Source organism: Phenylobacterium sp., from assembly GCF_030697925.1.
Classification (GTDB): domain Bacteria; phylum Pseudomonadota; class Alphaproteobacteria; order Caulobacterales; family Caulobacteraceae; genus Phenylobacterium.
Window position 1 is genome coordinate 1 of the sequence record NZ_JAUYOJ010000227.1, and the last position, 26,303, is coordinate 26,303.

General features: G+C 69.8%; 27 protein-coding genes and 3 pseudogenes. 15 read left to right on the forward strand and 15 right to left on the reverse strand.

What is annotated here, in order from left to right:
* The 6 genes from recF to hrcA all read right to left on the reverse strand — a co-directional run.
* On the reverse strand, nt 1-1,011 hold a 1,011-nt coding region (recF, locus tag Q8Q88_RS22020), incomplete at its 3' end, for a DNA replication/repair protein RecF (protein WP_305677329.1).
* A 52-nt stretch (nt 1,012-1,063) separates the two neighbouring features.
* The gene (locus tag Q8Q88_RS22025; RefSeq protein ID WP_305677330.1) at nt 1,064-2,995 is read right to left on the reverse strand and encodes an alpha/beta fold hydrolase; all 1,932 of its coding nucleotides are present in this window, start codon (nt 2,993-2,995) and stop codon (nt 1,064-1,066) included.
* Nucleotides 2,996-3,056: 61 nt separating this feature from the next.
* Complete coding sequence (dnaN, locus tag Q8Q88_RS22030; protein ID WP_254835353.1) at nt 3,057-4,175, reverse strand: DNA polymerase III subunit beta; 1,119 nt, start codon at nt 4,173-4,175, stop codon at nt 3,057-3,059.
* A 159-nt stretch (nt 4,176-4,334) separates the two neighbouring features.
* Entirely contained in the window at nt 4,335-5,333 is a 999-nt protein-coding gene (locus Q8Q88_RS22035; protein ID WP_305677331.1) for a retroviral-like aspartic protease family protein, read from the reverse strand.
* Between the two features lie 105 nt (nt 5,334-5,438).
* Nucleotides 5,439-6,053, reverse strand: a complete 615-nt coding sequence (gene grpE, locus Q8Q88_RS22040; RefSeq protein WP_305677332.1) for a nucleotide exchange factor GrpE — start codon at nt 6,051-6,053, stop codon at nt 5,439-5,441.
* Nucleotides 6,054-6,063: 10 nt separating this feature from the next.
* A complete protein-coding gene (gene hrcA, locus Q8Q88_RS22045) occupies nt 6,064-7,215 on the reverse strand; it encodes a heat-inducible transcriptional repressor HrcA (protein ID WP_371129896.1) in 1,152 nt (383 codons plus the stop codon).
* Nucleotides 7,216-7,229: 14 nt separating this feature from the next.
* Between hrcA and rph the strand changes: the two genes are divergently transcribed.
* Nucleotides 7,230-7,946 (forward strand): ribonuclease PH, encoded by a 717-nt coding sequence (rph, locus tag Q8Q88_RS22050; RefSeq protein WP_305677333.1) that lies wholly within the window; start codon nt 7,230-7,232, stop codon nt 7,944-7,946.
* A gap of 247 nt (nt 7,947-8,193) precedes the next feature.
* On the opposite strand, the gene Q8Q88_RS22055 is transcribed toward rph, so the two are convergent.
* Together Q8Q88_RS22055 and Q8Q88_RS22060 are read right to left on the reverse strand one after the other, a co-directional pair.
* Entirely contained in the window at nt 8,194-8,433 is a 240-nt protein-coding gene (locus Q8Q88_RS22055) for a helix-turn-helix transcriptional regulator (RefSeq protein WP_254835348.1), read from the reverse strand.
* Between the two features lies 1 nt (nt 8,434).
* A complete protein-coding gene (locus Q8Q88_RS22060) occupies nt 8,435-8,965 on the reverse strand; it encodes a DUF2975 domain-containing protein (RefSeq protein WP_305677334.1) in 531 nt (176 codons plus the stop codon).
* A gap of 364 nt (nt 8,966-9,329) precedes the next feature.
* Between Q8Q88_RS22060 and rdgB the strand changes: the two genes are divergently transcribed.
* The 8 genes and pseudogenes from rdgB (at nt 9,330) to Q8Q88_RS22100 (ending at nt 15,183) form a co-directional block, all read left to right on the forward strand.
* Nucleotides 9,330-9,929, forward strand: coding sequence for an RdgB/HAM1 family non-canonical purine NTP pyrophosphatase (rdgB, locus tag Q8Q88_RS22065; RefSeq protein WP_305677335.1), 600 nt, complete (start codon nt 9,330-9,332; stop codon nt 9,927-9,929).
* Nucleotides 9,926-11,077 carry a radical SAM family heme chaperone HemW gene (gene hemW, locus Q8Q88_RS22070; RefSeq protein ID WP_305677336.1) on the forward strand — a complete coding sequence of 384 codons (1,152 nt, stop codon included), beginning with the start codon at nt 9,926-9,928 and terminating at the stop codon, nt 11,075-11,077. Before rdgB ends, hemW begins: the two co-directional genes overlap by 4 nt.
* A gap of 65 nt (nt 11,078-11,142) precedes the next feature.
* Nucleotides 11,143-12,018 carry a 16S rRNA (cytidine(1402)-2'-O)-methyltransferase gene (gene rsmI, locus Q8Q88_RS22075; protein WP_305677337.1) on the forward strand — a complete coding sequence of 292 codons (876 nt, stop codon included), beginning with the start codon at nt 11,143-11,145 and terminating at the stop codon, nt 12,016-12,018.
* Nucleotides 12,015-12,388: pseudogene (locus Q8Q88_RS22080) on the forward strand (YraN family protein). The gene rsmI and the pseudogene Q8Q88_RS22080 overlap by 4 nt, the downstream one beginning before the upstream one ends.
* A gap of 14 nt (nt 12,389-12,402) precedes the next feature.
* The gene (locus Q8Q88_RS22085) at nt 12,403-13,218 is read left to right on the forward strand and encodes a SirB1 family protein (RefSeq protein ID WP_305677338.1); all 816 of its coding nucleotides are present in this window, start codon (nt 12,403-12,405) and stop codon (nt 13,216-13,218) included.
* An 80-nt stretch (nt 13,219-13,298) separates the two neighbouring features.
* Entirely contained in the window at nt 13,299-14,246 is a 948-nt protein-coding gene (gene gshB, locus Q8Q88_RS22090) for a glutathione synthase (protein WP_305677339.1), read from the forward strand.
* A gap of 200 nt (nt 14,247-14,446) precedes the next feature.
* Nucleotides 14,447-14,764, forward strand: a pseudogene (locus tag Q8Q88_RS22095) (magnesium chelatase domain-containing protein); the annotation flags it as partial.
* 17 nt (nt 14,765-14,781) lie between these two features.
* On the forward strand, nt 14,782-15,183 hold the full coding sequence (locus Q8Q88_RS22100) for a GFA family protein (protein WP_305677340.1): 402 nt from the start codon (nt 14,782-14,784) through the stop codon (nt 15,181-15,183).
* On the opposite strand, the gene Q8Q88_RS22105 is transcribed toward Q8Q88_RS22100, so the two are convergent.
* From Q8Q88_RS22105 to Q8Q88_RS24865, 4 genes and pseudogenes are all read right to left on the reverse strand, one after another.
* The gene (locus tag Q8Q88_RS22105; protein WP_305677341.1) at nt 15,171-15,599 is read right to left on the reverse strand and encodes a hypothetical protein; all 429 of its coding nucleotides are present in this window, start codon (nt 15,597-15,599) and stop codon (nt 15,171-15,173) included. The two genes, Q8Q88_RS22100 and Q8Q88_RS22105, sit on opposite strands and share 13 nt — an antisense overlap.
* A 64-nt stretch (nt 15,600-15,663) precedes the next feature.
* Nucleotides 15,664-16,014 (reverse strand): hypothetical protein, encoded by a 351-nt coding sequence (locus tag Q8Q88_RS22110; RefSeq protein ID WP_305677342.1) that lies wholly within the window; start codon nt 16,012-16,014, stop codon nt 15,664-15,666.
* Nucleotides 16,015-16,183: 169 nt separating this feature from the next.
* The gene (locus Q8Q88_RS22115; RefSeq protein WP_305677343.1) at nt 16,184-16,576 is read right to left on the reverse strand and encodes a hypothetical protein; all 393 of its coding nucleotides are present in this window, start codon (nt 16,574-16,576) and stop codon (nt 16,184-16,186) included.
* 124 nt (nt 16,577-16,700) lie between these two features.
* Nucleotides 16,701-16,889 (reverse strand): annotated as a pseudogene (locus Q8Q88_RS24865) (response regulator transcription factor); the annotation flags it as partial.
* Nucleotides 16,890-16,988: 99 nt separating this feature from the next.
* Between Q8Q88_RS24865 and Q8Q88_RS22120 the strand changes: the two are divergent.
* Genes Q8Q88_RS22120 through Q8Q88_RS22130 form a run of 3 tightly spaced genes read left to right on the forward strand, consistent with a single transcriptional unit; the run spans nt 16,989 to nt 20,719 of the window.
* On the forward strand, nt 16,989-17,378 hold the full coding sequence (locus Q8Q88_RS22120; protein WP_305677344.1) for a helix-turn-helix domain-containing protein: 390 nt from the start codon (nt 16,989-16,991) through the stop codon (nt 17,376-17,378).
* 46 nt (nt 17,379-17,424) lie between these two features.
* Nucleotides 17,425-18,951, forward strand: coding sequence for a response regulator (locus Q8Q88_RS22125; RefSeq protein ID WP_305677345.1), 1,527 nt, complete (start codon nt 17,425-17,427; stop codon nt 18,949-18,951).
* 37 nt (nt 18,952-18,988) lie between these two features.
* The gene (locus tag Q8Q88_RS22130) at nt 18,989-20,719 is read left to right on the forward strand and encodes an MFS transporter (protein ID WP_305677346.1); all 1,731 of its coding nucleotides are present in this window, start codon (nt 18,989-18,991) and stop codon (nt 20,717-20,719) included.
* A gap of 151 nt (nt 20,720-20,870) precedes the next feature.
* Here the strand turns inward: Q8Q88_RS22130 and Q8Q88_RS22135 are convergent, their stop codons facing one another.
* The 3 genes from Q8Q88_RS22135 to rlmN are packed head-to-tail and all read right to left on the reverse strand — an operon-like array spanning nt 20,871 to nt 23,369.
* Nucleotides 20,871-21,701: a serine protease gene (locus Q8Q88_RS22135; protein ID WP_305677347.1), complete on the reverse strand. Its 831-nt coding sequence runs from the start codon at nt 21,699-21,701 to the stop codon at nt 20,871-20,873.
* A gap of 7 nt (nt 21,702-21,708) precedes the next feature.
* Entirely contained in the window at nt 21,709-22,137 is a 429-nt protein-coding gene (locus tag Q8Q88_RS22140) for a DUF350 domain-containing protein (RefSeq protein WP_254835260.1), read from the reverse strand.
* A gap of 53 nt (nt 22,138-22,190) precedes the next feature.
* Nucleotides 22,191-23,369 (reverse strand): 23S rRNA (adenine(2503)-C(2))-methyltransferase RlmN, encoded by a 1,179-nt coding sequence (gene rlmN, locus Q8Q88_RS22145; protein WP_305677348.1) that lies wholly within the window; start codon nt 23,367-23,369, stop codon nt 22,191-22,193.
* A 176-nt stretch (nt 23,370-23,545) separates the two neighbouring features.
* On the opposite strand from rlmN, the gene Q8Q88_RS22150 reads away from it, so the two are divergent.
* The 3 genes from Q8Q88_RS22150 to Q8Q88_RS22160 all read left to right on the forward strand — a co-directional run bounded on the left by Q8Q88_RS22150 (nt 23,546) and on the right by Q8Q88_RS22160 (nt 26,269).
* Nucleotides 23,546-24,550 carry an NADPH:quinone oxidoreductase family protein gene (locus tag Q8Q88_RS22150; protein ID WP_305677349.1) on the forward strand — a complete coding sequence of 335 codons (1,005 nt, stop codon included), beginning with the start codon at nt 23,546-23,548 and terminating at the stop codon, nt 24,548-24,550.
* Between the two features lie 133 nt (nt 24,551-24,683).
* Nucleotides 24,684-25,535, forward strand: coding sequence for an SDR family NAD(P)-dependent oxidoreductase (locus tag Q8Q88_RS22155; RefSeq protein ID WP_305677350.1), 852 nt, complete (start codon nt 24,684-24,686; stop codon nt 25,533-25,535).
* Nucleotides 25,532-26,269 (forward strand): 2OG-Fe(II) oxygenase family protein, encoded by a 738-nt coding sequence (locus Q8Q88_RS22160; RefSeq protein ID WP_305677351.1) that lies wholly within the window; start codon nt 25,532-25,534, stop codon nt 26,267-26,269. Before Q8Q88_RS22155 ends, Q8Q88_RS22160 begins: the two co-directional genes overlap by 4 nt.
* Nucleotides 26,270-26,303 lie beyond the last annotated feature (34 nt).

Sequence of the window (26,303 nt, forward strand, 5' to 3'; positions counted from 1 at the left end):
GTCGAACAGCGCGGCCCGCCTGCGGCGGTCCAGATGCGCTGCGACCTCATCCAGCAACAATATAGGGTTTGGCGCCGATTCTGCACGCGAAAGACGCGCCGCCTGGGCCAAAACAAGGTTCAAAATCAGGGCTTTCTGCTCACCGGTCGAGCATTCAGCCGCCGGACGGTCTTTTTCGGCGTGGACCACCAGCAGATCGCCCCGGTGGGGGCCAGTGAGCGCCCGCCCGGCGGCGGCGTCGCGGTGGCGCGCCGACGCCAGCGACCGGGCCAGCCGGGCCTCGATCTCGGCGAACTCGACCCCGTCGCCGGCCATCCGCTCCCAGTCGCCGGTGAGGGTCAGCTTCGCCTGCGGGAAGGGCCGGTCGCCGCGGCCGTCGATCTCGGCCTGCAGGGCGGCCAGCGTCCGGGCGCGGGCCTCGGCCATCAGCGCCCCGGCCTCGGCGAGCCGGGCCTCCAGGGCCGAGAGCCAGGCCGGGTCGGCGGGCCCGTCGGTCAGCAGGCGCATGCGCTCGCGCTGGGATTTCTCATAGGCCGAGACATGGGCCGCGTGGCTCGGCTCGCCGGCGAAGACCAGGCGATCCAGGAACCGGCGGCGGTCGCCCGCGCCCTCCAGGAACAGCCGGTCCTGGGCTGGGGTCAACCAGACCTGGCGTTGCAGGTCGGCCAGGCGGCCGGGCGGCACGGCCTCGCCCTCCAGCCGCACGGTGCGCCGCGCCGCGCCGGGGGTCTCGACGCCGGTGCCCACCCGGGTCTCCTCGCCGGCCTCGACGATGACGGCGGCCACGGCCCAGGCCCGCCCCTGGGCCTCGCCCGGCTGGCGGCGGCCCAGCTCGGCGATGGCCGCGCCGCGCAGCCCCCGGCCGGCGGTGAACAGGCTGATCGCCTCCAGCAGGTTGGTCTTGCCCGCCCCATTGGGCCCCACCAGGAACACCGGCCGGCCGTCGAGGGCGAGCTCGGCCCGGCCATAAGAGCGGAAGTCCGTCAGGGTCAGATGGCTGAAGGCGGTCACCGGCGCGTCATAGCGGGTTTCGCGGGCGCGCCCAATTCATGCGGAGCGGGGGCTAGGACCCAGCCCCGAACAGCTTCCGCAGGAACAACGTCTCGGCCTCCCGGAGCGCGTCGCGGTTCTGTTTCTTGCGAAAGCCATGGCCTTCGTCCTTGGCCATCATCCACCAGACCTCGCCGCCGTTGGCGCGGACCTTGGCGACCATCTGTTCGCCCTCCGTCCAGGGCACCCGCGGATCGTTGAAGCCGGCGATGACGAACAGCGGCTTGGTCATCCTGTCGGTGAGGTTCAGCGGCGAGATCCGGTCGAACTCGGCCTTCATGACCGGGTCGCGTTCGTCGCCGTACTCGACCCGCCGCAGGTCGCGGCGATAGCCCTCGGTGTTGGTGAGGAAGGTGGTGAAGTCCGAGATGCCCACCGTGTCGATGGCCCCGGCCAGGCGATCGTCATAGGCCGCCAGCGCCGCCAGCGTCATGAACCCGCCATAGGAGCCGCCGGACACCACCACCCGGCTCTTGTCCAGGTCCGGCTGGGTCGCGATCCAGTCCAGCAAGGCGCCGATATCCCGGACCGAGTCCTGTCGCTTCATGCCGTTGTCCAGCGCCAGATAGGTCTTCCCATAGCCGGTCGAGCCGCGGACATTCGGCGAGATCACCGTCGCGCCCAGCGCGTTCACCCAGTACTGATAAGCGGTCGAGAAGCCCGGCCGCGACTGGCCCTCCGGTCCGCCGTGGATGTCGATGATGACCGGCGTGGGTCCTTTCGTGGCCTTGGGCCGGTAGGCCCAGGCCGGGATCTGGCGCTGGTCGAAGCTGGCGAAGCGGATCAGGGCCGGCTCGACCATGTCGGCGGACTTGAGCCCCCCCATCTCGCTGTGGGTCCAGCGGACGAGCGCCGCCTCGGCGATATTCCAGGTCCAGACGTCGGCCGGCGAGGTCGCCGAGTTCAGCCCGATGGCCAGGCGCAGGGCGTCGGGCGAGAACTTCAGGTCCGCCAGAACGCCCACCGGCAGCTCCGGCTGGGGCAAGGCGCGGCGCGTGACCAGGTCGGCGACCACCACCCGGGAGCGGCCGCCCTCGTTGATCGCATAGGCCAGCAACCGGCCGTTCTCGGAGAGGTCGAAGGCCTCGATCTCCCAGGCGCCGCCGTCGGCCACCACCGTCTTGCGACCGCTGGCCAGGTCGTATTCGACCAGCCGAGCGACCTCGGACTTTTCGTCCGACAGCATCAGGACCCGGCGGCCATCGGGCGTGAACTCGCCGCCGGAATAGGCGATCGGCTTCCGGGTCGGGTTGATCTCGACCACCTTGCCGGTGGCGGTTTCCAGCACGAAGACCTTGCTTGACTGGGCCGAGATGGCGCGCCTGAAGAGGATCCTGCCGCCGTCCGCGGAGAAGGCCACCGGCCCGACGGCGCCCCTACCCTTCAGGGCCACGCGGCGGGTGGCCGCCTGGCCCGTGCGCATCAGCATGATGTCGTAATCGCCCTTACCAGGGGTCACCCGGCTCCAGGCCAGCTGGTTCCCGTCCGGAGAGAAGACGAAGCCGGTGTTGCGGGTCTTCGGCTCGGTGACCTGGGCCTCGCCGCCATCGACCGCCGAGGCGTAGCCCTGGAAGTACTCATCCCCGCCGGCGTCGCGGGCGAAGACGAAGGCGCCCGGAACCACCGGCTGGGCGGCGGCCGAGGTCACGGGCTCGGCGAAGAAGGTGAGCTGGGTGCGATCGCCGCCGGGCGCCTTCACATGGTGGATCTGCGGCGCCTGGCCGAAACGGGTGGCGATCAGCATGGTGCCGTCGCCCAGCCAGTCCAGGAAGGTGGCCGAGCGGGCGTTCTGGTAGCGGCGCAACTGCTCGCGCACGGCGGGCGGGGTTTCGGGCACGTTCTCGGTGACCAGGGCCCCGACCTCGCGCTTGACCACAGGCGTCCCGGCCAGGGCGAGGCTGCCCGTCAGCAGGGCGGCGAGACCGCCGATCAGCACGCGACGCATAGACGTTTCCACCCGTAGTCTTATGGGTGAAGTCTATACCCGCGTAGCCGTACGTCGAGGGTCAGACCCGCAGAGGCATCAGTACGTACTGGACGTCGGCGTCGGTGGGATCGAGCACCAGGGCCGGGTCGTTGGGACCGCCAAAGCGGAACTCGGCCTGTTCGGCGCTGATCTGGTCGGTGACGTCCAGCAGGTAGCGGGCGTTGAAGCTGAGCTCGAAGGCCTCACCGTCGTAGTCGACCTCGATCTCCTCCACCGCCTGGCCGGCTTCCATGTTGCGGACGGTGAGGATCACCTTGCCGGGCTCGATGGCCATGCGGACCGAGCGGCTCTTCTCGGCCGAGATGGTGGCGACGCGGTCCACCGCCTGGGCGAACAGCTTGTTGTCGACCATCATCACCCGGTTGTTGTCCTTGGGGATGACCCGGCTGTAGTCGGGGAAATTGCCGTCGATGACCTTGGAGGTGAGCGCCGCTCCGCCGAAGTCGAGACGAACCTTCTGGGCGCTGAGCTGCAGGTCGACCGATTCGCCGGCGTCCTCCAGCAGGCGCCTGGCCTCGGCGATGGTCTTGCGCGGCACGATGACGCCGGGGGTGCCGGCCGAGCCCTCGGGGGCGATCATCTCGGCCAGGGCCAGGCGGTGGCCGTCGGTGGCCACGGCGCGCAGCTTGGCCACCCCGTCCTCCACCACCGTGTGCAGGTAGAGGCCGTTCAGATAGTAGCGGGTCTCCTCGGTGGAGATCGCAAACCGGGTCTTGTCGATCAGCCGGATCAGGTCGCCCACGTCCACGGGCACGCGCGAAGAGAGCCCGTCGGAGGACATGACCGGGAAGTCGCCGGCTGGCAGCACCGGCAGATTGAACCGCGAGCGTCCGGCCGAGACCGTCAGGCGCGGATCCTCGCCGGTGAAGGACAGGGAGACGTCGGCGCCTTCCGGCAGCTTGCGGACGATCTCGTAGAGGGTGTGGGCGGGCGCGGTGATCTGGCCCGGCTGGTCCACCTGGGCGAAGGCCTCGTCGATGATCTCCATGTCGAGATCGGTCGCCGAGAAGGTCAGCCGTTCGCGCTCGGCCGACAGCAGCACATTGGACAGGATCGGGATGGTGTTGCGCCGCTCGACGGCGCTCTGCACATGCCCCAGCGCCTTGATGAGCGCCGCCCGTTCGATCGTAAGCTTCATGATGTGGTCCGGACCTCCAAGCGCCGGTGCGAGGGAGTCGCCGGCGCCCCCCACAGGAAGGGACCTGGGACTTTAATCATTTAGAAGCCGCGGGGAAGAGGGCCCCGGCGCCTGCGGCGTCCGGCCTGGGGATATCGACGGGTCGGGATCGGTTCGCTGCTACGCCCTGGCGCTGTCGGCGATGTCGAACCGGACCGAGGAGCGGCCGAAGTCGAGGGAGACCGTGGTGAACTGGGTCAGCAGGTCGATGCCCAGCATCATGGTCGGGGTGTCATGCAGGTCCCAGAGCCTGAAGACCGGCACGTCGCTGAACACCACCGGGACATTGCCCAGGGTCAGGCCGCCCAGGCGCATGAACGGCAGGTTGAGCTGCTCTCCCGTGAAGGCCTCGCCGGCGATGGACAGCATGCCGACCTTTTGGGCCTTGGACGCCGCCTTGGGGTCCATCCGCTCGATGATTCGCCGCAGGGCGGTGTTGCCCAGGGAGAACTGCGAGCCGGAATCGATCATGGCGCTGATCTTGCGACCGCTGAGATCGGCGTCGACGATGGTGAGTTGACCGGACTTGCGCCGGGCCGGCACCACGATCTTGCCCTCGGCGCTGGCCTCGCGGCGGGACTTGGTGATCTCCAGCGTCTTGCCGGCGAAGCCCAGGACCAGGCGCTGGCCTTTCAGCCAATCGATCCCCAGCACGCCGTCGATCCCGAACCCGGCCATGGGCAGGACCGGCGCCTCGATATTGCGCCGGGTGCGCGAGCCGATGTCGAGCCGGTCGATATTGACGCTGGCCCGCGAGCGCGGTCCGACCACGGTGTGCACCCTGAGCGCCCTGCCGCGCGGCAAGGCCAGGGTCTCGGCCAGGGCCTGCGAGACGCAGGAGGTGTTGGCCCCAGTGTCGACCATGAAGCGGAAGGGTCCGCGGCCATTGATCATCACCGGCGCGGTGACGTGGTCGAATACATTGCTGGAGGTGGTGTCGACGGTGGTCGGCGGATGGTCTTCGTCGGCCACCTCGGCCAGGACTTCGGGAAGATTGGCGGGAAGAATGGGGGGCGCGGCCTCCTGGCCGAACGCCCAGCCCGGCGCGGTGAGCAGGGTTCCGCCAGCGGCGGCGCTCCATCCCATCATCGCCCGGCGAGTCTGTGACCCTGCCTGCACGTTTCCGACCCCTTTTTGTTCTAGGCCGAGCTTACGCCTGGCACGGGTCGGGGTCAAATGGCCGAGGTCGGGATTCCCCTTGCAGGACAAGGGGTAACTCAGACGTTACGCCCGGGTGTCGACCGCGCCGCCGGAGTCCTCGCCGTCGTTGGCCGCATAGGGGTTGGCCGGGGCGTCGCCGCCGCCCGGGGCCTGGGCGCCGGAGCCCTTGGCGGCCACCACCACCATGGCTGGACGGATCAGCCGGCCCAGCAGCTCGTAGCCCGGCTGCAGGGTGGAGATCACCCCGCCGGCGGCCACGTCCGCCGAGGCCTGTTCCATCACCGCCTGGTGCTGGTGGGGGTCGAACCTGGCGCCGGCGGCCGGATCGATCTTCTTCAGGCCGTTGTTCTCGAAGGCGGTCTGCAGCGCCTTCTCGGTCATCTCGACGCCCACCACGAAGTTGTTCACCGCCGGCTCGCCGCTGGCCGGCGGGGTGGTCAGGGCCCGCGACAGGGTGTCGGCCACGGTCATCAGGTCGCGCGCGAACTTCTGGATGGCGTAGGCGCGCGCGTCATTGGCCTCGCGCTCGGTCCGGCGCTTGGTGTTCTCCGCGTCGGCGGCCACGCGCAGGACCTGGTCCTTCAGCGCCTGGTTCTCGGCCCGCAGGGCCACGAGTTCGTCGGCTGCGGCGTCGGCGATCTCTTCGAAGTCTTCAGCCGGCGTTTGATCGTCGGACATCTAAAATCCTTTACCCGTTCGCGACCTGGGAGAGCACGCGGGCGGTATAGTCCACCAGCGGGATCACCCGGGCATAGTTGAGACGCGCGGGCCCGATCACGCCGATCGCGCCCAGCACCTTCTGTTGGCCCGTCATATAGGGCGCGGCGATGACGGCGGAACCCGAAAGCGAAAACAGCCGCGTTTCCGCGCCGATGAAGATCCGCACGCCCTGGGCTTCCCGCACGTCGTCCAGCAAACCGATCAGCTGTTCCTTTTGTTCAAGATCGTCGAACAGCATGCGCACACGCTCCAGGTCGTCCAGGGCCTCGCGATCGTGCAGCAGGTTGGCGCGACCGCGGACGATCAGGGACCGCTCGGCGCCCTCGCCGCCGCCCCAGCCGGCCAGGCCTTCCTCGACCAGGCGTGCGGCGACCTCGTTCAGCTGGGTGCGGGCAGTGTCCAGTTCATGCCGCACCTCGGCCTTGGCCTCGTTGAGGGTCCGGCCCCGCAGCCGGGCGTTCATGAAGTTCGACGCCTCCTGCAGGGCGCTGGGGGTGACCCCCGCGGCCAGCTTCATCAGCCGATTCTCGACCACCCCGTCCTCGAACACCATCACCGCCAGGGCCTGGTCGGTGGAGAGCGAGACGAACTCCACGTGCTTGACCCCCGCGTCGCGCACCGGGCTCACCACCACGCCGGCGCCGCCCGCCAGGCCCGACAGGATCGCGGTGGCCTCGTTCAGCGCCTCCTCGAAGTTCATGCCCTTGCCGGTCAGCCGCGCCTCGATGGAGCGGCGGTCGTCCTCGGCCACGTCGCCCACCTCCAGCAGGCCGTCGACGAACAGCCGGAGGCCCGCATGGGTCGGCGCGCGGCCGGCGCTGACATGGGGCGCCCCCAGCAGGCCGAGCTGGGTCAGGTCCTGCATGGTGTTGCGGATCGAGGCGGGCGACAGGTGCACCCCGCCCTTGGAGAGCGTGCGCGAACCCACCGGGTCGCCGGTCTCCAGATAGCTCTCCACCACGCGGCGGAAAATATCGCGGGCGCGGGCGTCCAGTTCGGCCAGCGAAGGCCCGGGTGAAAGCAGGGGGCTGGTCACGATGGGCGGCGGTGCTCGTTGCGAGCCATGGACGGAACCTCTTCGATCTAGGATAAGCCCGCCGGCGCAAGACGCCAGCACCATCGCCAAGGTTTCCCATGCGCCCCTCCGACCGTACCGCCGACCTGCTCCGTCCCGTGACCCTGGAGGTTGGCGTCAACCGCTATGCGGAGGGTTCGTGCCTGGCCTCCTTCGGCCACACCAAGGTGCTGATCACCGCCAGCGTCGAGGACCGGGTGCCAGGCTTCATGCGCGGTCGTGGCCAGGGCTGGGTCACCGCCGAGTACGGCATGCTGCCGCGCGCCACCCACACCCGGGGCCGCCGCGAAGCCTCGGAAGGCAAGCAGTCGGGCCGCACCCAGGAGATCCAGCGGCTGATCGGCCGCTCCATGCGCGCCATCGTCGATCCCGTGGCGCTGGGCGAGCGGCAGATCTCCATCGACTGCGACGTGATCCAGGCCGACGGCGGCACGCGCACGGCGGCGATCACCGGCGCCTGGGTGGCTCTGCGCGTGGCGACCAAATACCTGATGGAGGAAGGCCTGATCGTGAAGGACCCGATCCTGGATCAGGTGGCCGCGATTTCCTGCGGGATCTTCAAGGGCGTTCCGGTCCTGGACCTGGAATACGAAGAGGACTCCAACGCCGAGGCCGACGCCAACTTCGTGCTCACAGGCAAGGGTGACATCGTCGAGGTCCAGGCCACCGGCGAGAAGCGCGGCTTCAGCCAGGGCGAGTTCGAGGCGCTGTTCTCCCTGGCCCGCAAGGGGATCGGCGAGCTCTGCGAGCTGCAGAGGATCGCGACGGGCGGCTAGGCCGCCCGCGCCGTCTTAGACGCCGAACAGCGGGTAGCGGTACGAACCGCTGCGGGCGAGTTCGCGGGCGAACGGGCCCATCAGCTTGATGATAAAGGTCTCAATGGCCTGAGCCATGATCCAGCTCCTTGTGTGCAATGCAGCAATTGTTGCAGCGCACATATGAGCCGATCCCTAACTTATCAATGGTAAGGTCGATATTTTTGACGCGTGCGCTGCAATTTTCCGGGCGCTGTGGCGCCGCGGTCTAGAAGCCGTCGTCGTCGCCGGGGCCGTCATCGGGGCCGGGCTCGTAGTCGAGCAGGTCGCCCGGCCGGCAGTCGAGTTCGCGGCACAGGGCCGAGAGGGTCGAGAAGCGCACAGCGCGCGCCTTGCCGGTCTTCAGGATCGACAGGTTGGCGATGGTGACGCCGGCCCGGTCGGCGAGCTCGGTCAGCGACATGCGCCGCTCCAGCAGCACGCGGTCGAGGTTTACGCGGATCGGCATGTCAGATCGTCAGTTCCGCTTCGCGGCGCAGGCGCGCGCCCTCGCGGAACACCTCCGCCAGTACGAAGACCACCAGGACCGAGAACCAGGCGGTCAGGCTGAAATTGGGTTCGACCTCATTGGCGCCGGGCAGCAGCCAGGCGCCCACCGCCCAGACCGCGTAGCGCAGCAGCTCCAGACCGGCCAGGATCAGGCCGATCACCCGCAGGCGCCGCACATTATCGGGGTGGAAGGGGTCTCCGGCCGTCAAGGTCATGAAGATCCGCCGCAGCCGATCGACGATGAACAGGACGCCAGTCATGTAGAGCGCCGCAGCCGCCAGTCCGCCCACCATGACGGGGCCGAGATTGGCGATCTCCGCGGCGCCGGCGCGGATCGAGATGCTGTCGATCAGCTCCGGATTGAAGCTGAGCAGCAAGGCCAGCAGCATCAGCACGCCCACTAGGACCACACCCGCCCAGAGGGCGAAGAACACCACGTCGAGGATGGTCTTCAGGAAGCTCGACACCGAGCCGGGTCCCAAGGCGCGCATTGCGGCCCTCCGTCGAAAGCGAAGGCGCCAGACTAGGCGATCAGGCGCTGCGCCACCACGGCCACGGTCGGAACCGCCGCCATAACCACAACCGCCGCCATCAGCATCCGGTCCATCGCGCTCATCATGGAAGAGAACATTTTCAATCTCCTGTCTCATTGTGCGACGCAACATTTGTCGCGCCCTTCTGAGCAGCAGGAATAGGGCCACATCGCTTTTCGATCAATCAAATTATCGATTATCGATATTAAATCGACGTAACATTATGAACTTTTCGCAATGCAGCAGAGACGTCCGGGCCGGGAAGATGGCGGGCCGACCCGGCCTCGCCTATGGTCGCCCGCCATCCAGTCTCGGAGTCCCCATGGCCCTCAAGCTCGAACCCGGCGCCAAGCTGGTGGTCGCCACCCACAATCCCGGCAAGGCCCGCGAATTGGCCGCCATCCTCGACAACCGCTTCGAGCTGGTCACGGCCGGAAGCCTCGGCCTGCCGGAGCCCGAGGAGACCGAGGCCACCTTCGCCGGCAACGCCCTCCTGAAGGCCCGCGCCGCCGCCGAGGCCTCGGGCCTGATCGCCTTGGCCGACGATTCGGGACTGTCGGTGGCCGCGCTGGACGGCCAGCCGGGCATCTTCTCGGCCCGCTGGGGCGGCCCGGACAAGGACTTCGGCGGCGCCATGCGCAAGGTCGAGGAGCGGCTGGAGGAGACCGGAAGCGAGGATCGTGGCGCCTGGTTCACCTGCGCGCTCGCTGTCGCCTGGCCGGACGGGCCGGCGGTGGTGGTCGAGGGCCGGGTCGATGGGACCCTGGTCTTTCCCGGCCGCGGCGACCGGGGCCACGGCTATGACCCGATCTTCCAGGCCCAGGGCCACGACGTCACCTATGGCGAGCTCGATCCCGAAGTGAAGGACGCCGACAGCCACCGGGCCCGGGCCTTCGCCAAGCTCAAGGCCGCCCTGACTTGAGCCCCGCACCGCCGCTGGGTGTCTACATCCACTGGCCCTATTGCGCGCGCATCTGCCCCTATTGCGACTTCAACGTCGTGCGGGCGCGAGGCCGCGACGCGGAGCAAGCTCGGCTGGTCGAGGCGATTCGCACCGACCTCACCGCCCAGCGCGAGCTGACCGGCCCGCGCGAGCTGGTCTCCATCTTCCTGGGCGGCGGCACGCCCTCGCTGATGGACCCGGACTGGGCCGGCGAGATCGTCGCGCTCGCCAAGCGGCTCTGGACCCCCGCCGCCGACATCGAGGTCACCCTGGAGGCCAATCCCACCGACGCCGAGGCCGACCGGTTCGCAGGCTTCGCGGCCGCCGGGGTCGACCGGTTGTCGCTGGGCCTGCAGTCGCTGCACGACGACGCCCTGAAGCTGCTAGGCCGCAACCATGACGCGGCCCAGGCGCGACGCGCCGCCAAGGTCGCCGCCCGGACCTTCCCGAGGCTGTCCCTGGACCTGATCTACGCCCGGCCCGGCCAGACGCCGCTGGCCTGGGCCGAGGAGCTGCAGGCGGCGATCAAGCTGGGCGCGGAGCACATCTCGCCCTACCAGCTGACCATCGAGGCGGGCACCGCCTTCGACCGGGCGGTGAAGCGCGGGATCCTGGTCCCGCCGGGCGAAGACGACGCCGCGGACCTGTTCGAGACCACCCAGCGGGTCTTGGAGGCTGCCGGCTTCGAGGCCTACGAGGTCTCCAACCACGCACGCGGGTCGGCCGCCCGCTCGCGCCACAACCTCGTCTACTGGACCGGCGCCGACTATGTGGGCGCGGGCCCCGGCGCCCATGGCCGCCTGACCCTGGCCGGCCGGCGCACCGCCACCTGCGCCCACGCCAGGCCCGCCGACTATATCGCGGCCGTCGGGGTGGCCGGGACCGGGCTCGCCACCCGCGAGACCCTCGATCCCCGGCAGACCGCTGAAGAACGCCTGCTTTCGGGCCTGCGGATCGGGCCAGGCGTGGCCTTCGCCGAGGTCGCGGCCCTGGGCCTGACGCCCGACCACCCGGAAGTGGTCTCCCTGGTCTCCGCCGGCCTGATCGCCGACGACCCCTTGCGCCTGCGCGCCACCGCCGCCGGGCGCCTGCTGCTGGACCACCTCACCGGCCGGCTGGCGAGCTGAGGCTGCGGCTCCCTGATCGGGCGAACCGCCTTGCCTTCCTCCTCCTGAGCGGCGAAGCCTTGCCCATGTCGCGCCATCCCCCGCCGCCGCAGCTTTCCGACGCGCCGCTCGCGCCCGGCCTCTATGTGGTGGCCACGCCCATCGGCAACCTGCGCGACATCACCCTGCGGGCCCTGGACGTGCTGGCGGCGGCTGACCTGGTCCTGGCCGAGGACACGCGGGTGGCGGGCAAGCTGCTCCACGCCTTCGGCCTCTCGAAGAAACTCGAACGCTACGACGAGCACGCCGCCGAGCGGGCCGGGCCCAAGGCGCTCGCCGTCCTCGCCGACGGCGGACGGGTGGCCCTGGTGTCGGACGCCGGCACCCCGCTGGTCTCCGATCCCGGCTTCCTGCTGGTGCGCGAGGCGATCGCGCAAGGTTCGGCCGTCTATCCGATCCCCGGCGCCTCGGCCCTGTTGGCCGGACTGTCCATCGCCGGACTGCCCACCGACCGCTTCCTGTTCGCGGGCTTCCCGCCGCCCAAGAGCGCCGCGCGCCGCACCTTCTTCGAGGAGCTGGCCGGGATCCGCGCCACCCTGGTGTTCTTCGAGGGCGGCTCGCGGGTGGCCGCCAGCCTGGCCGACATGGCCGCGGTGTTCGGGCCGCGCGAGGCCGTCGTCGCCCGCGAACTCACCAAGCTCTACGAAACCGTGACCCGCGGGTCGCTGGACGAACTGGCCGCCGATCCCCGGATGGTCGCGCCGAAGGGCGAGTTCGTCCTGATGGTCGGGCCCGGCCGGGCGCAGGCCGCCTCCGCCGCCGACGCCGACACCGCCCTGCGCGACGCGCTCGCCCGCCTGCGCCCGGCCGAGGCCGCCTCGGAGGTGGCCAAGGCGCTGGGCCTGCCGCGCCGCGACCTCTACCGCCGGGCCATGGCGCTCAAGGCCGGAGACGGCGAATGAACCCCATCCGCCAGGCGCGCGGGGCCGCGGCGCGGCTGGCCGGCCGCCGCGCCGAGGTCTGGGCGGCGATCTGACTGATGGCCAAGGCTACCGCATCCTCGGCTTCCGCCTGCGCACGCCCCAGGGGGAGATCGACCTGCTGGCCCAGCGGGGCCAGGTGCTGGCGGTGGTCGAGGTCAAGCAGCGCACGACCCTGGAATCCGCCCTTGAGGCTGTCACCGAAACCCAGCGCGATCGGCTGCGCCGGGCGGGTCAAATGCTCGCAGCCCGACGGCCCAGCTTGCAAAATCTCGCGGTTCGCCTCGATCTGATCGCCCTCGCGCCCGGCAAGCTTCCGATTCATAGTCGGGACGCTTGGAACGGCGCCTGAGTCGTTAGGGACCGATGACCCGAGAAGACGCTGAAACCCTGCTGAAGGAAGCCGGCCGCGCCGGCGACGGCGATTTCCCGCTGCTGGAAGCCGCCATCGCCTGCGCCGTGCACGAGGATCCCGAGCGCGATCCGGACACCGCCCGCGACCTGGCCCGCTTCGGGGTCGAACGCCTGACCGAGCGCCTGGCCCTGGAGAGCCCAGAGGAGGCCTTGGCCGAGGCCATGGCCGGCGATCTGCGCCTGGGCGGCGACCTGTTCACCTACGAGCATCCCGACAACGCCGACGTCGTGGCCGTGGCCACCCGGCGCAAGGGCCTGCCGGTGGCGCTGGGGGTCTTCTACCTGCACGTGGCGCGCAAGTGCGGCCTGACCGTCCAGGGCGTCGACTTCCCCGGCCACTTCCTGCTGCGCATCGAGACCGCCGAGGGGCCGCTGGCCATGGACCCGTTCAGCGAGGGCCGGGTGGTGCTGCCGTCCGAGCTCACCCGCCGCGCCCTGCACGCCGGCCTGACCCCCAATGTCGCCGACCGGCTGGACCGGCTGATGGCCCCGGCCAGCGACCGCGACGTGCTGATCCGCCTGCAGAACAACATCTTCGCCCGCGCCAGCAACGCCCGCGACTTCCCCCGCGCCGAGCGCGCCGCCCTGCGCCGGGCCCTGCTCGATCCCGCCGATCACCGGCCCTGGCTGGACGTCGCCGCCGCCCGCGAGGGCCAGGGCGCGCTGGCCGGCGCCATGGAGGCCCTGACCCACGCCGGGACCCTGGACGGCGGCGCGGCGCTGGCCGCCCGCGCCCAGCGCGAGCGGGTGCGCCTGCGGCTGAACTGACAGCGTCCTTAGCGATCCTCGCTGGCGCTTGGACGTCCCGCCGCCTATCTCAGACGCCTTCGCCGTAAGGAACCGAGCCGATGTCGTTGAAGGTCGCCGTCCAGATGGACCCCCTCGAGGCCGTCAATATCGAGGGCGACACGACCTTCCTCATGCTCGAGAACGCCCAGGCGCGCGGGCATGAGCTGTTCGTCTACACCCCTGACCGGCTGGCGATGGAGGACGGCAAGGTCTTCACGCGTGGCCGGTCGGTGACCGTCGAGCGGGTCAAGGGCGCTCACGCCACGTTCGGGCAATGGGAGGTCCGTGAGCTGGCCGAGTTCGACGTGATCCTGCTGCGCCAGGACCCGCCGTTCGACATGAGCTACATCACCTCGACCCATTTCCTGGACAAGGTGCACCCCGAGACCCTGGTGGTGAACAACCCCGCCGAGGTGCGCAACGCGCCCGAGAAGCTGTTCGTCACCGACTTCCCCGGCGTCCAGCCGCCGACCCTGATCACCTCCGACGTCGAGGCGATCTACGACTTCCGCGCCCGGCACGGGGACATCGTGCTGAAGCCGCTCTACGGCCTGGGCGGCTCGGGGGTGGCCCGGCTGCTGGCCGACGACCCCAATCTGGACGCCATGCTGGACCTGCACCGGGCCATCGGCCGCGAGCCGGTGATCGCCCAGAAATTCCTGCCGGCGGTCTCGAAGGGCGACAAGCGCATCCTGCTGGTGGATGGCGAGGCGGTCGGCGGCATCAACCGTGTGCCCAAGGCCGGGCAGATCCGCTCGAACCTGGCGGTCGGCGGCGTCGCCGAGGCCGTGGAGCTATCGGCCCGCGACCTGGAACTGTGCGCCATCATCGGGCCGGAGCTGAAGCGCCGCGGCCTGATGTTCGTCGGCATCGACGTGATCGGTGACTATATGACTGAGATCAATGTCACCTCGCCGACCGGCGCCCAGGCCCTGAAGCGCTTCAGCGGGATCGATGCGACCGAGGTCATGTGGAAACGGATTGAAGCCCTCCGCGCCAAGGCTTAGCTTGGGCCTCAAGACACCCGCACAAGTCGCGGAAACGTCTCACTTTCCCCTTAAGTTCTATTTTTGTTCTTGATCCGAGCCGCGCGGCGTGCTGGGCTTGTGGATAAAGTTGAACTCTTTCAAGCGCGTGATCGCCGAAAGTAAAGACGGGCTTCGGCGAGCTTCAGGTCTTGAATCAAGTCGGACGGGCGGGGATCTGAATGGCGTCGCGGGTGGTCACGGTGGCGTTCCAGGGCGTCGAGGCGCGGCGCGTGGACGTCGAGGTCCAGCTTACCGGCGGCGACCCGAAATTCATGCTGGTCGGCCTGGGCGACAAGGCGGTCGCCGAGAGCCGCGAACGGGCCCGCGCCGCCTTCGCGGGGCTGGGCCTGGCCATGCCCGCGCGGCGGATCATCGCCAACCTCGCGCCGGCCGACCTGCCCAAGGAAGGCGCCCATTACGACCTGCCCATCGCGCTGGCGGTCATGGGGGCCATGGGCATCCTGCCGCCCGACGCGCTGGCCGACTGGGCAGCCATGGTCTGAAGGAGACGATGATGATCCGCGGAAGTTGCCTGTGCGGCGCGGTGCGATTCGAGATCGTCGGCGAGCCGCTGTCGCTATCCTATTGCCACTGCTCGCGCTGCCGCAAGTCGGCCGGCGTCTTCGCCGCGGTGCTAATGGTCCGAGCGCGGGACTTCCGCCTGCTCTCCGGCGCCGAGCACATCCGCCGCTACACGCCCGAGCCGCCGTTCCGCCACGTACGCGGCTTCTGTGGAACCTGCGGCTCGCCCATCGGCGAGCCCTCCGACGAACACAAGACCTTTCCCATCGCGGCCTCGGCCCTGGACGACGATCCCGGCCTGCGGCCGGTCATCCACCTCAATGTCGCCTCCAAGCCCGCCTGGTACGAGATCACCGACGGGGTGAAGCAGGTTCCGGGGAACTATGGACGCTGACGGCGTCGGCGACGGTGTTCCAGCCAGGTGCCGACGGCCATCGATACCAGGATGAGATAGCTCCAGATCACCAAGCCGCGCATGTAGGTCAGGGCGCGAATCTGGGGATCGACCATTGTCGTCACATGGATAACAACACCGAGGAGTTGGAAGGAGGCGGCGAATAGGATCCAGGTCCTGTCGGCTCGGGCCGCAGCGACAAGAAGAACTGCGAGGAAGCCAATATCCACCAGCAGGACGCCCCACTGGTGAGCGCCGACGCCTAAGGCGTCGAATGTGACCCTGGAGGCCAGCCAGGCTGCGAGATTGGCGACTGCGACAACGCGTTCAGCCCCGCCGCCCCATCTGAGGGCCGCGAGGCTGACCAGAGTCATTGAGATGAACCAGATTATCTCCGGCGTCGTATCCAGGCCCACGGAACCCTCACTGGGGTAAGGGTTCCGATCCTGGCAGAAGCGTCGGTCCGCCGATAGCTGCCGATCAGGCGGCTTGAACCTGGCGCAGCGCCCGCTTGCCGAGCGCCAATTGCGGCGGCTTGTCGCCGGCTTCCCCGTACATCACCGCGCCAAGGCCGATCTGGGTCTTGGCGGCGTCCAGCTCCTTATGGGTCTCGACGATGGCGCGGCGCGCGCTGGCGAGCGCGGTGATGGCCTCGCTGGCGCGTTCGACGGCGTCCTGGCCGATCAGGGCCGAGAGGCCGGCGTCGGCCCGAAGCCCCGGCATGACGCCCGCGAGGCGGGCGGTCTTGGCCAGGGCGACATCGATGGCGGCCTCGGCCTCGAACAGGCTGGCGGCGATCTGGTCGGCGATCATTCGGCGTTGCTTGAGCATGAGTTCTCTCCTGCGCGCCGGTAGCCCCCCGGTGCGTTGATGGAAGTTCCAGAATTTCGGTGGATTCAGATGAGGTCTTGAAGGGCGTGGAGGCCGGCCAGCAGGGCCCCGAATGCGAGGGCCGAGACGATGGCGATGAGACCGACCAGGCCCAGGCGAATCGCGGGGCTTAGGTCATTTCGGCCGATCCCTCCCCGGGCTCCGGGTGGAAGCTCTCGTCCAAGAGCGCCCAGCTGAGGCAGAGGATTTCCCGCAGGATCATTTCGGGCGGCTTGAAGCGGGCCATCTTGCGGGTGGCCGAGACCAGCTCCCGCGCCATGGCCTGCTTGACCGGGGTGTCGACGAGGTCCGCCAGCTGCCGCTCCAGCTGGTTCCAGGAAAACGCTGGACCCATCGGCTGGTCGGTCCGGTGCTTCGACCAGCGGCGCTCGAAGGCGTCCACCTCCCGGCGCAGGCGCAGGGCCCGCCCGATGTCCGCCCGCCGGATCGCGTGGTCTGGATCGGCCGCCAGTCCCGCCCGGATCGCCCGGACGTCCGCCAGCTCTCGCAACAACTCGCCCATACGCCGCATCTCCCTGTTCGGCGTCATGGAGCGGCAGGCGGGCCTCGCTGTCTGTCCTGATTGGATCGTGTCCCGACGCGATGGGGACAACCGCGTCGTGGTCGGCCAGCGCGCGCGCGGCGCTGTAGCGGTCGCCTACGCCCAACTTTCGCCGGGCGCGGTCGCAATAGGTGTCGACCGAGGCCTTGGACATGCCAAGCTCCCGGGCGATCTGTTTGGAACTGAGATGACGATCGACAAGCCGCAGGCAATCCCGCTCCCGGGGAGTGAGAAGCTCGACAAGGTCCTCGATCGTCTCTTGCGGCGCGCGCATAAGGTGAACAGGTTAGACACCGGCGCGAGAACGAGTCTACTCGCTATGGCTACGCTCCCGAGCCGCAAATGGCCGCAGAGCGGCTGAGGAGGTCGCAACATGGCCCTCGACGACGCTGCCGGGCCCGATCCCGTCGATATCGCCATCGGCGCGCGGATGCGTTTGCGGCGCAAATCCCTGGGGATAAGCCAAGGGGCGCTAGCCGATCAGATCGGCGTGTCGTTCCAGCAGGTGCAGAAATACGAGCGCGGGGCCAACCGGGTCTCGGGCTCCACCCTGGTGGCGGTCGCCGCGGCGCTGGACACCACCGTCGGCTGGCTTGTGGGCGAGGAGGGCGCGATCTCCGACGCCGCCGACGAGATCGTCCAGGCCCTGGCCATGTCTGGGGCGGTCGATCTGCTGGAGGCCTTCGTCGACATCCCCAAGGCCTCGGCGCGGACGGCCCTGGTGGCCCTGGCCCGCGAAATGGCGGTCCAGCGCTCGTCCTAAAGGGGGTTTGACCCTCCATTAAGCGGCGGCGGTTAGGGTTGACGCCATGGCCCGCAAGACCCCGCCCCGCGCCGCGAACGTCAGCGCCGAACAGCTCGCCTCCCTGAGCCACGAATTCCGCACGCCGCTGAACGGGGTGCTGGGCATGGCTCGGCTGCTGGAAGGCACCCGCCTGACCCAGGAACAGCGCGCCTATGTGGCGGCGCTGCGCGATTCCGGCGAACACCTATTGGGCCTGGTCAACGACGTGCTGGATTTCGCCCGCCTGGGCGCCGACAAGATCGAGCTGCAGCCGTCGACCTTCGAGGTCGAGGGCCTGTTGCGCTCAGTCTGTGAACTGATGTCGCCGCGAGCCCGCGAAAAGGGGCTGGAGATCGCCTGGGCCGCGCCCGCCGGGATCGGCCAGGCCTTCGCCGACGAGGGCCGGCTTCGCCAAATCCTGCTGAACTTCGCCGGCAACGCCATCAAGTTCGCCACAAAGGGCGGCGTGCTGGTCACCGTCGCCGAGGTCGGGGAACGCCTGCGCTTCGCCGTGGCGGACACCGGCCCAGGGGTCACCGAGGCGGCGCGCGACAAGATCTTCGAGGCCTTCGAGATGGCCGACCCGTCGCACGACGTGCAGCTGGGCGGGGCGGGCCTGGGCCTGGCCATCGCCCGCAAGCTGGCCAGCGCCATGCACGGCGCGGTCGGCGTCGAGACCTCGGCCTGGGGCGGCGCGGCCTTCTGGTTCGAGGCGGACTTCGAACGCCTGCCCGCAACGCCTGAATTCGCCTTGCGCGGCCGCACCGTGGCGCTGGCCAGCGCCAATCCCGTCCTCGCCGAGTCCGCGCGCCGCCAGATCGAGGCCGGCGGCGGCGACGCCGTCGTCGCCACGGGCGTCGCGGCCCTGATCGCCCGGACCGGCCCTGCCGACGTCCTGTTGCTGGACCACGCCCTGGCCGCTGCCGGTAAGATCCTGTCCCTGCCGGCCGGGCGCACGGCCATCGTGCTGCTGGCGCCGGAGGATCGTGGCCTGATCGACCGCTACCGCGCCGCGGGCTTCGCCGGCTATCTGATCAAGCCCCTGCGCCGGGGATCCCTGGCCGAGCGGGTGCTGGCCGCCGCCGGCCTGCGCACGGGCGCCGAGCGCGTCGAGGCGCCGGAGGACGACCGCGTCGCCCCGGCCGCGGCGCCGGGCGCGCGCGTGCTGCTGGTCGAGGACAATCCCATCAACGCCCTGCTGGCCCGCACCCTGCTGACCCGCGAGGGCTGCGCCGTCGACCAGGCGGGCGGCGGCGAAGAGGCGCTCGCGGCGCTGGCGGTCGGCGACTACGACCTGATCCTGATGGACATGCGCATGCCCGGCATGTCGGGCCTGCAGACCACCGAGCGGGCGCGGATCCTGGGGGTCCGGACCCCGGTGGTGGCGCTCACCGCCAACGCTTTCGAGGAAGACCGCCACGCCTGCCTGGCGGCCGGCATGGACGACTTCCTGGTCAAGCCGCTCTCCCCCGACGCCCTGCGCCGGGCGCTGGCCAAATGGACCGGGCGCGGCGACTGGACGGGAAAAGCGGAGCGGGCCAAGGTCCGCTGACGGCGGGGCCGGCCCCGCGCGCCAGGAACGCCTGTCCATGACCACCGAAAGCCAAGCTGCGCCGGCGCCCAAGCGCGGAGCCCTGCAGGCCCTGGCCGTCTATCTGGAGCGCCGGTCCCTGGTGATGCTGGCCCTGGGCTTCGCCTCGGGCCTGCCCAACCTGCTGATCTTCGACACCCTGTCGGCCTGGATGCGCGACGCGGGCCTGAGCCTGGAGACCATCGCCTTCCTCAGCCTGGCGACCCTGGCCTATTCCTTCAAGTTCCTCTGGGCGCCGCTGATCGACCGCGCCAAGGTGCCGGGCCTGACCCAGTGGCTGGGCCATCGCCGCTCCTGGATGCTGGTGGCCCAGGCGGCGATCATGATCGGCCTGTGGCTGATGGCCGGCGGAAATCCGGCGACCAATCTGGGCCTGATCGCCCTCTTCGCCGTGGTGGTCGGCTTCGCCGGCGCCACGCAAGACATCGTCATCGACGCCTGGCGGATCGAGGCGGCGGGCCAGGAAAAGCAGGGCGTGATGGCCGCCGCCTACCAGTGGGGCTGGCGGCTGGCCAATGTGGCGGCGGGCGCCGCGGCCCTGGCCCTGGCCGAGGTCCTGTCCTGGAACATGAGCTATGCGATCATGGCGCTCTTGATGCTGATCGGCGTCGCGGGCGTCCTTGGGGCGCCGCGCGAGGCCCAGCACGAGATCCGCCCGATCCACGCCGAGGACATCCCCTCGCGCCCGGCCTTCGAGATCCCGGAATGGTTCGCCCGCCTGGCGGTGCTGGTGTTCGGCGCCCTGGTGCTGGGCTCGGGGCTGTCAGGCAATGTGGCGATCCTCACGGACGCCATGGCCCGCCTGGGCCAGGCCAGCACCGCCGAGGGCTTCAAGGCCGCCTGGGAGGCCAAGCCGTGGGGCGTCTTCGCCCAGATCGCCGGGGTCATCGTCGGCGGGACGATCATCTTCCTGGCCGCCTGCCCGGTGCCCGGGGTCCAGACCCGGCCGGGCCGCTATCTGGGCGTGGCGCTCGGCGAACCGTTCCGCGAGTTCTTCGCCCGGTTCGGGGGCCTGGCGGCCCTGATCCTGGCCACCATCTGCCTCTACCGGCTTTCGGACTTCGTGCTCAACATCATGAACCCGTTCTACCAGGACCTGGGGTTCTCGAAGATCGAGATCGCCGAGATCCGAAAGGTGTTCGGCATCCCCATGACCATGCTGGGGGTGGGCCTGGGCGGGTTCGCGGTGGTGCGGCTGGGCCTGTTGCGGGCCCTGGTGGTCGGCGCCTTCGCGGGACCGTTGAGCAACCTGGTCTTCGCCTGGCTGGCCACCCAGGGCGCATCGATGAGCGCGCTCACCATCGCCATCGGTGTCGACAACATCGCCGGCGGCTTCTCCGGCACCTGCCTGATCGCCTACATGTCGAGCCTGACCTCGGCGGGCTTCACCGCCACCCAGTACGCCCTGTTCTCGTCGCTCTATTCCCTGCCGGGCAAGCTGGTGGCTTCGCAGTCAGGGCGGATCGTCGAGGGGGCGGCCGCCTCGGCCGACGCCGGGGGGGCCTTCGCCGCGCTCAAGGCCCTGTTCGTCGCCACCCCGCCCGAGGCCTATGCCGCGGCGGCGGCCAAGTCGGGGGTCACCGCCCAGGCGCTGGGCGCCGGCTATGTGGTGTTCTTCCTCTATTCGGCCCTGATCGGCGTGATCGGCGTGGTCCTGGCCTTCATGGTCGCGGCCAAGACGCCAAGGGCCGTGGCGGACACCGACGCGGCCGTCGAGCCCGCGATCTAGCCTAGACCAGATGCTCCCCCTCTGGGGGAGCTGTCGGCGAAGCCGACTGAGGAGGACCTTGACTCGCTCTCGCGCGCTTCAACCCCCTCCACCGCTTTGCGGTCCGCCTCCCCCAAATCGCGCTCCGCGCTGGGGGAGGATCTGGACCCGCCTAGGTCTTCAGGCAGATCACCTGCGCCACCCGCAGGTCGCGGCGCAGGGTGTCGGCGACCCGGCCGTAGTTGTCGATGGTGATCGGCTCGCCCATGGCGAAGCCCGAGGCTCGCTCCTTGGTGGCCGAGAGCGCGCTGGTCACGGTCTCCGGCGCGGTGGTGTAGATCCGCCCCCGGCGCGGGGACTCCGCCACGGTGACGCCCACCACGCGGCCCGCGCGATCCAGGGCCGGCGAGCCGGAAAGCCCGGCCAGGGAGCCCTTCAGATTGTCCGTGCGGCCGGTCTCGGCCCAGACCAGCACCGACTCGGTGCGCGCGCCGCGGCCGCGCACCACCAGGTTCTCGCGGCCCAGCAGACGCGAGGTCGCCTCGCCCGGCTGGCCCTGCGGGAAGCCCAGGTGATAGGCGCGGTCACCTCGGCGCAGGGGCTGGTCCAGGCCCATGGGCAGGGGCGGCGCCCCGCCCTCGGTGGTGAGGATCGCAGCCTCCCCGCGCGGGTCGATGCGGACCGTGGCCTCCACGCCGCGACCCTCGGCCACCACGATGGCGGTCTGCGAGCAGCCGTCGACCACGTGGCGGGCGGTGACCCAGACGCCCTTGTCGGCCACCGAGAAGGCGGTGCCCACCCCGGGCTCGGCCCTGTCCGGAACGTCCACCACCACCGACGGGTCGAAGGGCGAGGCGGGACCCAGCGGCAGGCCCTCGTCGCCGGCCACCGGCGGCGGCGGCGGCGGGGCGTCGGCGCGCTCCTGGCGGCCCACGGCGGCGATCAGCAGGGCCAGCACCACCGCCAGATAGACCAGCCAGTCGGGCAGGCGTGGGAAATGCATCCGGGGCCTAGCCCGAGACCGCGGCGGCGATGATCACGGCGGTGGCGAGCTTGGCCCCGACCAGCAGGGCCGCGGCGGCCACCTCGCCCTCCTGGATCCGCTGGGGCAGGCCGCGCAGCAGCATGTCCACCAGGCGGAAGACCAGCAGCTGCAGCGCCACGGCGGCGGCGCCCCAGAGCGCGATCTCCAGCATGGAGGTTGAGCGCGCCAGCGAGGTTGCCAGCGGAATGGAAAGGCCGAGCAGGACGCCGCCCAGCGACAGGGCCGCGGCCGAATTCCCCGCCCGGATCAGGGTGATCTCCTTATGCGGGGTCAGCAGGATGTAGACGCCCGCGGCGAGGACCAGGATCAGCACCGTCACCGCGATATGCATCAGGGTGATCGGGAAGCCGGTGGCGAAGGCCTGGATCTCGGGGGACTGCAGGTCTGGCGGCATGGGGGCCCGTCAGCGAATGTTAAAGGTCGGGGCGAAGGGTTATCACGGTGGCGCTAGACCACAATGCCCTCCGCCGCCAGCGGCTCGGCCGGGACCTTCCGCCGAGCGCTGGCGCGGACCTTCTCGCTCTCCGACTTGAGCTGTCCGCAGGCCGCCAGGATGTCGCGACCGCGCGGGGTGCGGATCGGCGAGGCGTAGCCCGCCTTGTTGAGGATGGCGGCGAACTTCTCGATGGCGCCCCAGCTCGAGCATTCGTAGTCCGTGCCCGGCCAGGGATTGAACGGGATCAGGTTGATCTTGGCCGGCACGCCCTTCAGCAGCTTCAGCAGGGCGAGCGCCTCGGCCGGACTGTCGTTGACGCCTTTCAGCATCACGTATTCGAAGGTCACCCGCCGGGCGTTGGACAGACCCGGATAGGCGCGGATGCCGGCGATCAGCTGCTCGATCGGGTACTTCTTGTTGAGCGGCACCAAGACGTCGCGCAGGGCGTCGTTGGTGGCGTGCAGCGAAATGGCCAGCATCGCCTGGGTGCGCTCGCCCAGCTCGTGCAGTTCCGGGACCACGCCCGAGGTGGAGACGGTGATCCGCCGCCGCGAGATGGCGATGCCCTCGCCATCGGAAATGATGTCGATGGCGTCGGCGACATTGTCCAGATTGTAGAGCGGCTCGCCCATGCCCATGAAGACGATGTTGGAGAGCCGGCGGTCCTCCTTGGGCGAGGGCCATTCGCTGAGGTCGTCGCGGGCGACCTGGACCTGGGCGACGATCTCGGCGGCGGTCAGGTTGCGCACCAGGGCCTGGGTGCCGGTGTGGCAGAAGGTGCAGTTGAGCGTGCAGCCCACCTGGCTGGAGACGCAGAGCGCCCCGGAGCGGCCGACATCGGGGATGTAGACGGTCTCGACCTCGATGCCCGGAGCCATGCGGATCAACCACTTGCGGGTGCCGTCCTTGGACACCTGGCGCTCGACGATCTCGGGGCGGGTCAGGGAGAAGGCTTCGGCGAGCGCCGCGCGGGTCTCCTTGGCCACGTCGGTCATCATGGCGAAGTCGGTGACGCCATAGTGGTGGATCCAGCGCCAGAGCTGGGTCGCCCGCATCTTGGCCTTTTCGGGCTTCACCACCTCGGCCACGACCAGCGCCTCGGCGAGACCCTTGCGGGTCAGGCCGGAGAGGTTCGGCTTCACGGCCGCGGGCGCGGACGATCCGCGCGAAAGATCAAGGGTGACGCCCAAGGGAAACTCGCTGTCTGGAAGCCGGCCAATATAGGCCAAGGCGACCCTTCCGCCAAATGAACGGCCTACGGCCCTCCCGCGCGGCGGCAATCAAACAAATGTTCGTCCGACCCTTCCGCGCCCCGCGCCCCTGCGCTAGCGTCCGCCGCAAATCCAAAACGACGCGGGAGACGACGATGAAAGCGGTGCTCAGCAAGGTTACGGGCGGACCCGAGACCCTGGTCTACGAGGACATCCCCGCGCCCGAAGCGCCCAAGGCCGGCTTCGCGACCATCGACGTCAAGGCCGTGGGGATCAACTTCCCCGACGTGCTGATGATCGAGGACAAGTACCAGGCCAAGCCGCCGCGCCCGTTCGCGCCGGGCGGCGAGCTGTCGGGCGTGATCACCGCCATCGGCGAGGGTGTGACCAATGTGAAGATCGGCGACCGCGTCCTGGCCCAGATCGGCTCCGGCGGCATGGTCGAGCAGGTCAGCGCCCCGGCCGGGCGGCTGACCAAGATCCCCGACGCCATGCCCTACGACATCGCCGCGGCCTTCATCCTGACCTACGGCACCAGCTATCACGCGCTGAAGGACCGGGGCCACATCAAGGCCGGCGAGACCCTGCTGGTGCTGGGCGCGGCCGGCGGCGTCGGCCTCTCGGCCGTGGAGCTGGGCAAGGCCATGGGCGCGCGCGTCGTGGCCGCCTGCTCCACCCAGGAGAAGGTCGACCTGGCCATCAAGCACGGCGCCGACGCCGGGGTGGTCTATGGCCGCGGGCCCTTCGACAAGGACGGCCAGAAGGCTCTGGGCGCACTCTTCAAGGAAGCCGGCGGGGCCGAGGGCTTCGACGTGATCTATGACGCGGTGGGCGGCGACTACGCCGAGCCGGCCTTGCGTTCCATCGCCTGGGAAGGCCGCTACCTGGTGATCGGCTTCGCCGCCGGCGACATCCCGCGCATCCCGCTGAACCTCGCCCTGCTGAAGGGCTGCGACATCGTCGGCGTGTTCTGGGGCAACTGGACGGCGCGCAATCCCGGCCTTTTCCAGCAGAGCATCGAGGAGCTGCTGGAGCTCTACGCCAAGGGCAAGATCAAGCCCTATGTCTCCGAGAGCTTCCCGCTCGCCAAGGGCGCCGACGCCATCGCCCACCTGGGCAGCCGCAAGGCCATGGGCAAGGTCGTGGTCACCATCGACTGATGAACGACCCCTCCAGATGCTTCCCCGCGCGGCGAAGCATCTGGGCTTGGCGCGACACCCGAACGGCGCCTAGCTCTCGACGCGACGTCGATCCGGCTCTAGTTATCGCCGATCACATAGCGGAGGGGAAAGCATGGCGGGACGTCTGGGCGGCAAGGTGGCGGTGATCACCGGGGCCGCGTCGGGGATCGGACTGGGAACGGTCGAGCTGTTCGTGGCCGAGGGCGCCCGGGTCGTGGCCGCCGACATCCAGGACGAAAAGGGCGCCATGCTGGCCAAGCGCTTCCCCGGCCAGGTCGCCTACGCCCATTGCGACGTCACCGACGAGGGCGAGATCGAGGCCGCGCTGAAGCTGGCCAAGTCCGAGTTCGGCGGACTGGACATCCTCTTCAACAACGCCGGCATCTCCGACCGGATGACCTCGATCACCGAAATCACCGCCGAGGACTGGAGCTGGATCTTCGACGTCCTGGTGCGCGGTCCGGCGCTGGGCATGAAGCACGCCGTGCCGCTGATGTTGGAGCGCGGCGGCGGCTCGATCATCAACACCGCCTCGATCGCCGGCCTGCAGGCGGGCTGGGGACCCATCGCCTATTCCACCGCCAAGGCCGGCGTCATCCATATGAGCCGCTCGGCCGCGGCCCAGCTCTCGCCGCAGAAGATCCGGGTTAACGCCATCTGCCCCGGCCTGATCGCCACCTCGATCTTCGGCGCCTCCATGGGCCTGCCGCGCGAGGTCGCCGACCAGATGGCCGCCCGCGTCGCCGACGCCGGGGCCAAGGTCCAGCCGGTGCCCAAGGCCGGCATGCCCGACGACATCGCCCAAGCCGCGCTTTACCTCGCCTCCGACGCCGCGGCCTTCGTCTCGGGCACGCACATCGTGGTCGACGGCGGGATCACCGTGGGCAGCCGCCATTCCTGGGACCAAAGCGCCGGCTCGCCCTTCGCCGCGATGTTCGGCGACCTGGCGCCCGCCCAGTCTTGAGCGGCCCGGCCCCCAGCTTGAAACTCGCGCCGGGGCTCGACCCCGGCAAGCTGGCGGCCGCCTTCGCCCGTTTCGGCCGCCTGCACCTGCCCGGCATATTGCCGCTCGCCCAGGCTCGGGCGGTGAGCACGGCGCTGGCGACCGCCACGCCATGGCACAAGTCCATGCATGTCGGCGCCAAGGGCTACGACTTCGCCCTGGAGACACTGGCGGCCATGCCGGCCGAGCGCCGGGCGGCGCTCGCCGCGGCCATGGTCGAGGGGGGCAAGGCGGGGTTCCAGTACCAGTTCGACGCTTGGCGGCTGTCGGACCTGATGGAGGCCGGCCAGCGCGTCGGCGGCCCCCTGGCGCCCCTGGAGTCCGTCTATGACCTGCTGAACAGCGAGGCCTTCCTCCAGTTCGTCCGCAGGCTGACGGGCGACCCGCGTCCGGCCTATGTGGACGCCCAGGCGACCCGCTACCGGGCCGGCGACTTCCTCTCCGTCCACGACGACGGCGTCGAGGGCAAGAACCGGCTCTACGCCTATGTGCTGAACTTCACCCCGGCCTGGCGCACCGACTGGGGTGGGCTGCTGGCCTTCCACGACGCCGAGGGCCATGTGGCCGAGGCCTATGTCCCGACCTTCAATGCGCTGAACATCTTCCGAGTGCCCCAACTCCACGCGGTGACCCAGGTGGCCAGCTACGCGGCCGGCGAGCGGCTGTCGGTCACCGGATGGATCCGTGAGCGCTGAGCCCCGCGCCGCCCTGACGCCCAATGTGCACGGG

Coding starts and splice junctions, on each gene's coding strand:
- Q8Q88_RS22060 (WP_305677334.1), bottom strand. CDS start 8,965: ATGCGCGCCTTGGGACCCGGCTCGGTGTCGAGCTTCCTGAAGACCATC.
- Q8Q88_RS22130 (WP_305677346.1), top strand. CDS start 18,989: ATGACCACCGAAAGCCAAGCTGCGCCGGCGCCCAAGCGCGGAGCCCTG.
- Q8Q88_RS22110 (WP_305677342.1), bottom strand. CDS start 16,014: ATGCTCAAGCAACGCCGAATGATCGCCGACCAGATCGCCGCCAGCCTG.
- Q8Q88_RS22120 (WP_305677344.1), top strand. CDS start 16,989: ATGGCCCTCGACGACGCTGCCGGGCCCGATCCCGTCGATATCGCCATC.
- Q8Q88_RS22115 (WP_305677343.1), bottom strand. CDS start 16,576: ATGGGCGAGTTGTTGCGAGAGCTGGCGGACGTCCGGGCGATCCGGGCG.
- Q8Q88_RS22055 (WP_254835348.1), bottom strand. CDS start 8,433: ATGCCGATCCGCGTAAACCTCGACCGCGTGCTGCTGGAGCGGCGCATG.
- Q8Q88_RS22025 (WP_305677330.1), bottom strand. CDS start 2,995: ATGCGTCGCGTGCTGATCGGCGGTCTCGCCGCCCTGCTGACGGGCAGC.
- rph (WP_305677333.1), top strand. CDS start 7,230: ATGCGCCCCTCCGACCGTACCGCCGACCTGCTCCGTCCCGTGACCCTG.
- Q8Q88_RS22140 (WP_254835260.1), bottom strand. CDS start 22,137: ATGCCGCCAGACCTGCAGTCCCCCGAGATCCAGGCCTTCGCCACCGGC.
- Q8Q88_RS22155 (WP_305677350.1), top strand. CDS start 24,684: ATGGCGGGACGTCTGGGCGGCAAGGTGGCGGTGATCACCGGGGCCGCG.
- Q8Q88_RS22135 (WP_305677347.1), bottom strand. CDS start 21,701: ATGCATTTCCCACGCCTGCCCGACTGGCTGGTCTATCTGGCGGTGGTG.
- Q8Q88_RS22125 (WP_305677345.1), top strand. CDS start 17,425: ATGGCCCGCAAGACCCCGCCCCGCGCCGCGAACGTCAGCGCCGAACAG.
- rsmI (WP_305677337.1), top strand. CDS start 11,143: ATGTCGCGCCATCCCCCGCCGCCGCAGCTTTCCGACGCGCCGCTCGCG.
- grpE (WP_305677332.1), bottom strand. CDS start 6,053: ATGTCCGACGATCAAACGCCGGCTGAAGACTTCGAAGAGATCGCCGAC.
- Q8Q88_RS22100 (WP_305677340.1), top strand. CDS start 14,782: ATGATCCGCGGAAGTTGCCTGTGCGGCGCGGTGCGATTCGAGATCGTC.
- hrcA (WP_371129896.1), bottom strand. CDS start 7,215: ATGGTGCTGGCGTCTTGCGCCGGCGGGCTTATCCTAGATCGAAGAGGT.
- Q8Q88_RS22085 (WP_305677338.1), top strand. CDS start 12,403: ATGACCCGAGAAGACGCTGAAACCCTGCTGAAGGAAGCCGGCCGCGCC.
- Q8Q88_RS22150 (WP_305677349.1), top strand. CDS start 23,546: ATGAAAGCGGTGCTCAGCAAGGTTACGGGCGGACCCGAGACCCTGGTC.
- gshB (WP_305677339.1), top strand. CDS start 13,299: ATGTCGTTGAAGGTCGCCGTCCAGATGGACCCCCTCGAGGCCGTCAAT.
- dnaN (WP_254835353.1), bottom strand. CDS start 4,175: ATGAAGCTTACGATCGAACGGGCGGCGCTCATCAAGGCGCTGGGGCAT.
- rdgB (WP_305677335.1), top strand. CDS start 9,330: ATGGCCCTCAAGCTCGAACCCGGCGCCAAGCTGGTGGTCGCCACCCAC.